This is a genomic window from Mycobacterium sp. 1245801.1 (assembly GCF_001673055.1).
GTDB classification, from domain to species: Bacteria; Actinomycetota; Actinomycetes; order Mycobacteriales; family Mycobacteriaceae; genus Mycobacterium; species Mycobacterium europaeum_A.
The window spans coordinates 22,200-30,145 of the sequence record NZ_LZKY01000024.1 but is presented as its reverse complement, the minus strand read 5'-3'; the positions used below and the strand labels follow the sequence as shown (position 1 = coordinate 30,145).

The following is a 7,946-nucleotide window of genomic DNA, read 5'->3' as shown; positions in this document are numbered from 1 at the left end:
CTTCGGCGCGCATCGCGATGACCTCGAGCGGGTCGTCCCAGGCGTGCGCGATGTGCTTGTAGAACTCCTTGTACTCCTCTTCGGAGACCTCTTCTTTGGGCCTGGCCCACAGGGCCTTCATCGAGTTGAGGGTTTCGGTCTCGATGGTGACGGTCTCCTCGCCGCCCTCCTCGCCGGCCGGTTCTCGCCGCTCGACCTGCATGCGGATGGGCCAGGCGATGAAGTCGGAGTATTTCTTGACCAGGCTCCTGATCTTGAACTCCGCGGTGTAGTCGTGCAGCTCGTCCTCGGCGTCCTCGGGCTTGAGGTGCAGGATGACCGACGTTCCCTGCGGGGCGTCGTCGACCGATTCGATGGTGTAGGTGCCCTCGCCGCTGGATTCCCATTTGGTGGCCTCGCTCTCGCCGGCTTTGCGGGTGAGCAGCTCGACCTTGTCGGCGACCATGAAACTCGAATAGAAACCGATACCGAACTGGCCGATGAGTTCTTCCGAGGCCGCTCGGTTTTTCAGGTTCTGCGCCTCCCTTAGTTGCTTGCGCAGCTCGGCGGTGCCCGACTTGGCCAGCGTGCCGATCAGATCCACCACTTCGGCGCGGGTCATCCCGATGCCGTTGTCACGGATGGTCAGGATGCGCGCATCCTTGTCCACGTCGATCTCGATGTGCAGGTCGGAGGTGTCGACGTCGAGGTCCTTGTTCCGGAACGCTTCAAGCCGGAGCTTGTCCAGCGCGTCGGAGGCGTTGGAGATCAACTCCCGCAGGAACGAGTCCTTATTGGAGTAGACGGAATGGACCATCAGATCCAGCAGTTGCCGAGCCTCTGCCTGAAACTCCAACTGCTCGACGCGCGCGTTCATGACTGCTCCTACAGCTCCTTTCCAAAGGACAGTGACGTCTCAAATTTACCGAGCCGCCCACCATTGGTGTTCGGTGGACCCATCCACTTCGGGGCAACCGCCTCTAGGCTGAACGCATGTCTGTTGCTCAACGCGAACGTGCCGCCCTGGTGGAAACCATGCGCGGCGTCGGGCCGGACGCGCCCACGCTGTGCGAGGGATGGAAGACGCGGGACCTGGCCGCGCACCTGGTGATCCGTGAGTACCGTCCCGACGCCGCGCCCGGCATCCTGATTCCTTTCTTCGCCTCCCATACCGAGAAGGTGCAGAACCAGGTGGCCGAGCGGAATGCGTGGGATGAGCTGGTCGGCAAGCTCGCCGCCGGCCCGCCGGTCTACTCGCCGCTCAAACTGCTCGACCCGGTGGCCAACGTGGCCGAGATGTTCATCCACCACGAGGACGTGCGCCGCGCGCAGCCGGGCTGGCAGCCGCGCTCGCTGGAGCCCGCCCTGAGCAAGATGCTGCGGCGCACCCTGCCGTTGATGGCCCGGGTCACCCTCGCCAAGGTGCCCGGCCGGGTGGCGCTGCGTACCCCGGAGGGTAAGACGGTGCTCACCGCCGGTCAGGGCCCCGCGGTGACGGTGACCGGGGCGCCCGAGGAGCTCTTGCTGTTCAGCGTGGGGCGGCAGGCCAAGGTCGACTTCGACGGCGACGCCGCGGCGGTGCAGGCCGTCCGCGATGCGCCTAAGGGGTTGTAGGACCGGCGATCGCGGCGGCCGCTTGCGGGCCGTCCGGGAGGATATCCGCGATTCGAAACTTGATAGCGCATGCGCTATCAAGTTTGAGTGGACGTTGGTCATCCGAAGGCCGCGCGCAGCTCCTTCTTGATGACCTTGCCGAACTGATTGCGCGGCAGCGTCTCGACGACCACCAGGTGTTCGGGGTGTTTGTATCGGCTGAGGCCGCGTGATTGGCAATGTCGCACAAGGGATTCCAACGTCACACCGTCGGCCGTCGCGGGCACCACGACGGCACAGACGCGTTCGCCGGTTCGGGGGTCCGGAATGCCGATCACGGCGACATCGGCGACGTCGGGATGGGTGGCGAGCGCATTCTCGATTTCGAGCGCCGAGATGTTCTCCGCGTTGCGGATGATCGCGTCCTTGGTGCGGCCCGTGACGCGGACATTGCCGTCGGCATCGATCAGGCCGAGATCACCTGTGCGCAACCAGCCTTCGTCGTCGAACGCGTCGGCGTCGAGCGCCGGGTCGGCGTAGCCGAGGAAGCACTGGGGTCCCTTCAGCAGCAGCTCGCCCTCCTGACCGGCGGCCAGTTCGACGCCGCGGCTGTCGACCGCGCGGACTGCGACCCCAGGGACCGGCGGCCCGACGGTGTGATCGAGCACCTCGGGCGCGGCGGTCAACGAGGGTGACGTCGCGCACGGAAACTCGGTCATGCCCCACGCATTGGCGATGCCGGCCAGGCCGAAGGTGTCGCGGACCTGGCGACTGAGTTCGGCGGTGACGGGCGCTCCCCCGGCCAGGCAGCCCCGGACCGACGGAAACAGCGGCCGATCGCCTTGGGCCCGTTGGGCTTCGAGGAATGCAACGAAGAACGGGGTCGCGGTCCCCAGGAACGTCGGATTGTGCGCGGCGATGGCCCACGGCGTGGTGGCCGGGTCGAACGTCTCGAACAGGACCAACCGCATGCCGGTCAGCAACCCGGTGGCCAGCATCGCCGCCCCGCCGATGTGTGCGATCGGGAAGGCGATCGGATCCACGTCGCTACTGTTGGCGCCCACCATGCCCACCACTCCCGCCGAGCCGGCGATCACCGACGTGTCGGTGTGACGGATCCCCTTGGGGGCCGCGGTGGTTCCCGAAGAATAGTAGATCCAGCGTGGGTCGTCGGCGGATCTGGGCGGCGGGGGGAGCGCTGCGGTGTCGGCACCGGGCAGCCGCAGCCGGCCGGTGGACGGCGGTGTTGCCAGGTCGAGGGTGAGGACCTCGAAGCCCCTGTCCCTCGACAATGCCCGGGCCAGCTCACCGTATTCGAAGCCGCGCCAAAGCCGGGGAACCACAAGAAATTCGGAGTGCAGTTGGCCGGTGATGAAGCCGACCTCGCTTTCCCGCAGGATGGGGATGATCGGGTTCTGGACCGCACCGAGCCGGGCGAGTGCGGCCATCACCACCATGGTTTCCAGCGTGGTGGGCAGCTGCCAGGACACGACCGTTCCCGGGCGTACCCCCCGTTCGGCCAGGGCGGCAGCGGTTGCGCACGCGGCGTCGTGCAGTTGGCCCGCTGTCAGGCTCCGCCCGTATTCATCGGCGAGAAGCGGTCGGGGTGATCCGCGCTGTGCCGCGTCGGCGACCAACGCCCAGAATGTCACCGTGCCAATTCCTTTCGGCTCACCTGGCGGACGGATCGGTGGAGGGCGGGCGGAATCCCGAGTGTGCAATCGCGACGGACACCCCGGTGCCGATCGGGCCGTTGGCGTCCACCAGGACCGCCGAGCCGCTGGCCACCCCGTCGTGGCTGTGGTGCGTCAGGGAGGCGAGCCCGACATGGGCGCCCTCGGGCAGCCGGCTGAGCGTGAGCGTGTAGTCGACGTTGATGAACTGCAGGGAGTTGGTGCCCCAGTTGGCGATCGACGCCGTGATGTCACCGGCCATGGCCACGCGGGTGAAGGCGGTGAGCGGTTCGTCGTCGATCAGCGGCCGTGTCTCATGGATCCACGTGTATTTCGGACCGTCGCCTTGCGGCCAGTCCGGATCGGGATTCTGTACGTCCGCGCCCCAGCCGTAGGTGCGCATGAACAGCGTCGAGTAGGCGTCGTCCAGCGGGATCGGTGGCATTTGCACCGGTGGCGACCAGACCTGCCCCTCGGGCTGGGCGCCACGCCGCAAAAACAGCGCGCTCGCCTGCGCCACCGGGGCGCCGTCCTGGGTGATCACGGCCTCGACCAGCCGCAATCGGCGTCGGTCGTGTTGCACCTTCGTGTGCACCTCGAGCGGCGCCAAGGCCGTGGGCCGGGGTAGGTCGACGGTCAAGCGCGCCGGTTGCAGTTCCGCGTCCCGGGCCGCATCCTCGACCGCCCACGCCAAGAGTCCGCCGACGACATGTCCGCTCAGTGATGGGCCCCATCCGCCACGCGCGATCTTGGTTGGGACGAAGTGGTTTTCGTCGCGGACAAAGTACGGCACGGGTTCCGCCCAGGAAGCTTCCTCCGGCGCGATATCGGGCTCGGCCACTGCATGACCCTTCGGGTGATGGGATGGCGGGCTCTACTGAGGACCGCAACTGTGGATGTTACAGTTGCGCTTCCAGTCGTCGGCTGCGCACCGCGCCGTGACGCTCATCGGTCAGCCGATTGCGGCGCCCACCAGATGACCGATCACGTAGGTGACCCCCAGCGCGAGGCTGCCGCCGATGGCATTGCGCAGCACGGCTCGGCCCTTGCGGGCTCCGCCCAAGCCGGCCGAGACCGCACCGGTGATGACCAGCGCCACGAGTACGGCGACGACCGTGACGGGGACTCGCCACGTGGTCGGCGGGACCAGGATCGCGACCAACGGCAAGAGCGCACCGATCGCAAACGAAAGCGCCGACGACGATGCCGCCTGCCACGGGTTCGTCAGCTCGTCGGGGTTGATACCCAGTTCGACTTCGGCGTGGGCGAGCAGCGGATTGTGGTCGGTGAGTTCCTCGGCCACGGTGCGAGCCGTTGCCGGCGTCAGGCCCTTCGCTTCATACAGTGCGGCGAGCTCGTCCAGCTCGGCGGCCGGGTCTTCGCGCAGTTCGCGACGCTCCTGGCTGAGCAGCGCCTTCTCCGTGTCGCGCTGGGTGCTGACGGAAACATATTCGCCCAGCGCCATCAACACCGCCCCGGCGACCAGGCCGGCGCTGCCCGCGGTCAATATCGGGGCGCGTTCGGCGGTGGCGGCCGCGACCCCCACGACGATGCCCGCGGTGGAGACGATTCCGTCATTGGCACCCAGGACGCCCGCGCGCAGCCAATTCAATTTCGACGACACCGAACCGACGTGGGGTTCGTGCGGATGTGACGCACTCGGCACGGCCGCAACCATATAGATGAAAACCCTTGCCGACTAGCCAACATAGCCTTCCCAAACCGGCCTACGTGCCGCGTTGGTCCGCGCCGATTCGCCGGAAAAGACCTGGTGAACGCGCTGCGCGGCTGGCTTGCGCTCGGGTGGATGACGGCGTTGAGCGCGGCATGGTGGCGGCCGCGACCAAACGTTCTGCATGGCCGGGTCACAGCCAGTCCATAGGAAAGCTATCTAGCGTCGGGGATGTAACGGGGGGTGTTCGAACGAACTTCCTTGCAAGAAATCCCTAGTGGATAGGTGAAGCATCATGAAGTTGAAGCAACTTGTCGGAGGGGTGACCATCGCCGGAGCGCTCAGCGCTGCGGCCCTGGGAATGGGCGCCGGGTTTGCCAACGCTGCGCCCGGAGCGCCGCAGCCTCCGGGTAATCACGGCGGGGCGGCGCCCGGTGGCGGCCACGCTCCCACCGGTCCCAACGATCCCGGCGGGCCGGGCGGACCGGGTGGGCCCGGTGGTCCCGGTGGCCACCCCGGCGGCCCCGGTGGTCCTGGCGGTCCGCCGCCTGGTGATCACCCCGGTGGTCCGGGTGGTCCGGGTGGCCCCGGCCCCGATCATCCCGGCGGTCCGGGCGGGCCTGGCGGCCCCGGTGACCACCCAGGCGGGCCTGGCGGCCCCGGTGGTCCAGGCGATCACCCCGGTGCTCCCGGCGGATTCGGTGGACCGGATCCCCACCCCGGCGGCCCTTGGCACGGAGACGCCCAGCGCGGCTACTTCCACGGTGCACCGTGGGGCGACGGACCTGGGCCCTGGGGAGCGGGCGCGCCGCCGCGGCCGGCCTGGGATCGACCGCTCCCTCCGCCCGGTGGGCACTGGGACTACGGCCCGATCAATTACTGGGGCTACCAGGAAACTCCCATTTGGGATCCCGGTTTCAACCAGTGGGGCTTCTGGCTCTTCGGAGTGTGGATCCCGCTGTGATCGATAGCTGACAAGACGCCCGCTTCGCCGATCGGCGAAGCGGGCGTCTTCGCTTGTTTACGTTGGCGCCGAACGGTTTTCACGCTCGGCGCTGGCTTCAGCTTTTGATCCCGACAGTCAGCAGGTCAGGTACCAGCGCCGTCCACACCGGTCGCGGGATCCGGTGCTGATCGCTGATCGAGAACCCGGCGTTTTCGAATAATGTCCGCATCTCGGGTGCCGACGCGTTGTGTTGCGGTTTCCACCGGGAGTTCGCGGAGGACTGCAGCCGCGGTTGCCGCGTACTGAGCGCCGAGACGGCAACCAGGCCACCCGGCGCCAGCACGCGGTGAAATTCCCGCAATGCCGCCGGCTGATCGAAGAAATGGAAGGCCGAGGTTGTCACCACGGCATCCAGAGCGCCGTCGTCAAACGGGAGCTGCTCGGCCGGCGCGCGCAGCCATTGCACCCGGTCCGACCTGGCGCGAGCCTGGCCGAGCATCCCGTCAGACATGTCGACGCCGTAGATCTCGTCGGGCTGCAGTTCGCGCTCGATCCGATCACTCAAAATCCCCGTGCCGCAAGCGATGTCAGCGATCTTGCGAGCGCCGTGAGTGCGCAGCTGGGCGATCACCTCGTTGTGCGGAGGCCGGTACACCCACTGCTGTAGGAACGGCAGATCGTAGACCGGAGCAAGGAAGCTCCATATCCGCGTGACGGCGTCGTTGAGCCCTCGTCGCTGCGGTGCGGTCATTGACATAGCTCCGAGCTGTAATAGATGGTGTCGGCCACCGAGACGGAATCATTGGTTTGCGGAATCGTATCCAGGCCGGAGTCGGCCAGCAGCTGAGTCATCCGCACGCCCTCCGACCGCCATCCCAGGTTGTCCAGATAGACGGCGACGTCGTTGCGCTCGCCCTGATAACCGAGCTCGCCGAAATCCAGCTCGAAGCCGTGCTCGCGCCATTTCGCGGCGGCCTTCTGCATCATCTGCTGGGCCTTCTCGGTGTCCACTTCCGACATGTCCGGAATAGCTTCGCACGCCAGCCGGCTGCCGGCGGCGCTGAGTGCGGTGATGTTGTCCAGCAGGCGGTCTTGGGCCTCGGGCGGCAGGTACCCGAGGAGCCCCTCCGCGATCCACGCGGTGGGCCGGCTCTGGTCAAATCCGGCGTCTACCAATGCCTTCGGCCAGTCGTTGCGCAGGTCGACCGCGACGGTACGCAACTGCGCCGTCGGGGCGGCATCCAGCTTGGCCAACGTCGCGGTCTTGAATTCGATCACCTGCGGCTGGTCGATCTCGAACACGGTCATATCGGCCGGCCAGGCCAACCGGTAAGCGCGCGCATCGAGGCCCGACGCCAAGATCACGGCCTGCCGGATCCCGGCCTGCGTCGCGGCGCGGAAGAAGGAGTCGAAGAATCGGGTTCGGGAGGCCATCGCGGCGGGCATGTGTTCGAGCTTCCAGCCGGATTCATGGTCGTCGACGTCTGCGGCCACCAGGTCGCCGGAAATCCAGCGCGTGAAGAAGTCCACCCCGACGGCACGAACCAGCGGTTCGGCGAATCGGTCCTCGATCAACGGGTTGTCGGCTTTGGTCGCGATCGCTCGCGCGGCGGCGACCATCGTGGCGGTGGCGCCCACACTGGTCGCCAAATCCCAGGTGTCGTTGTCTGTGCGTGGCATGCGGCTACTGTCTCCCTCGGAATCACAGGTTACTTAGCCGATATAACGAACGGTGGGTGCGTAAAGTTCCCGCGGCCCCACAGCCCGGCTGTTTCGCCAGATCGAGCGTCGCGTCGCCTCAGCTAGCCGGCTTTCTAGTGTGGCCCGGGGCGTCCCGGTCCGCCGGGTCCCGCCGGGCCCTCCAGGGCCGCCCGGCCCTCCAGGCCCGCCCGGTCCGTTTGCGGCCGGGAGGAGGAACACACATTCGTTCAACTCCGCGCTCCAGCCCCAACCCGGGGCGCATTCACCGTCGGCGCGGCTCGTCGCCGGTGTTGCGATCGCCGTCACCGGCAACCCGACCAACACCAGCGCGGCCGCACCGATCACGCAGCGTCGCAGGTAATGTCTCATCGCCGACCTCACT

The 7,946-nt window shown here is 67.2% G+C and carries 8 protein-coding genes; 2 read left to right on the top strand and 6 right to left on the bottom strand.

The genetic code is table 11. The features are described from left to right. Positions 1-856, bottom strand: an 856-nt coding sequence (locus A5622_RS01460; RefSeq protein ID WP_197507924.1) for an ATP-binding protein, incomplete at its 3' end; no start/stop codon positions are given. 116 nt (positions 857-972) lie between these two features. Between A5622_RS01460 and A5622_RS01455 the strand changes: the two genes are divergently transcribed. Further along, entirely contained in the window at positions 973-1,593 is a 621-nt protein-coding gene (locus tag A5622_RS01455; RefSeq protein WP_066869549.1) for a TIGR03085 family metal-binding protein, read from the top strand. Between the two features lie 98 nt (positions 1,594-1,691). On the opposite strand, the gene A5622_RS01450 is transcribed toward A5622_RS01455, so the two are convergent. The 3 genes from A5622_RS01450 to A5622_RS01440 all read right to left on the bottom strand — a co-directional run bounded on the left by A5622_RS01450 (position 1,692) and on the right by A5622_RS01440 (position 4,911). Beyond that, on the bottom strand, positions 1,692-3,224 hold the full coding sequence (locus tag A5622_RS01450; protein ID WP_066876207.1) for a class I adenylate-forming enzyme family protein: 1,533 nt from the start codon (positions 3,222-3,224) through the stop codon (positions 1,692-1,694). A gap of 19 nt (positions 3,225-3,243) precedes the next feature. Continuing rightward, a complete protein-coding gene (locus A5622_RS01445; RefSeq protein WP_066869543.1) occupies positions 3,244-4,086 on the bottom strand; it encodes a thioesterase family protein in 843 nt (280 codons plus the stop codon). Positions 4,087-4,197: 111 nt separating this feature from the next. Beyond that, positions 4,198-4,911 (bottom strand): VIT family protein, encoded by a 714-nt coding sequence (locus A5622_RS01440; protein WP_066876209.1) that lies wholly within the window; start codon positions 4,909-4,911, stop codon positions 4,198-4,200. 301 nt (positions 4,912-5,212) lie between these two features. On the opposite strand from A5622_RS01440, the gene A5622_RS29940 reads away from it, so the two are divergent. Further along, entirely contained in the window at positions 5,213-5,881 is a 669-nt protein-coding gene (locus tag A5622_RS29940) for a chitin-binding protein (protein WP_082976042.1), read from the top strand. A 97-nt stretch (positions 5,882-5,978) separates the two neighbouring features. Here the strand turns inward: A5622_RS29940 and A5622_RS01430 are convergent, their stop codons facing one another. Both A5622_RS01430 and A5622_RS01425 read right to left on the bottom strand, forming a co-directional pair. Continuing rightward, positions 5,979-6,614 (bottom strand): class I SAM-dependent methyltransferase, encoded by a 636-nt coding sequence (locus A5622_RS01430; protein WP_066876205.1) that lies wholly within the window; start codon positions 6,612-6,614, stop codon positions 5,979-5,981. Next, the gene (locus A5622_RS01425) at positions 6,611-7,543 is read right to left on the bottom strand and encodes a class I SAM-dependent methyltransferase (protein WP_066876203.1); all 933 of its coding nucleotides are present in this window, start codon (positions 7,541-7,543) and stop codon (positions 6,611-6,613) included. Before A5622_RS01425 ends, A5622_RS01430 begins: the two co-directional genes overlap by 4 nt. Between the last annotated feature and the right edge of the window lie 403 nt (positions 7,544-7,946).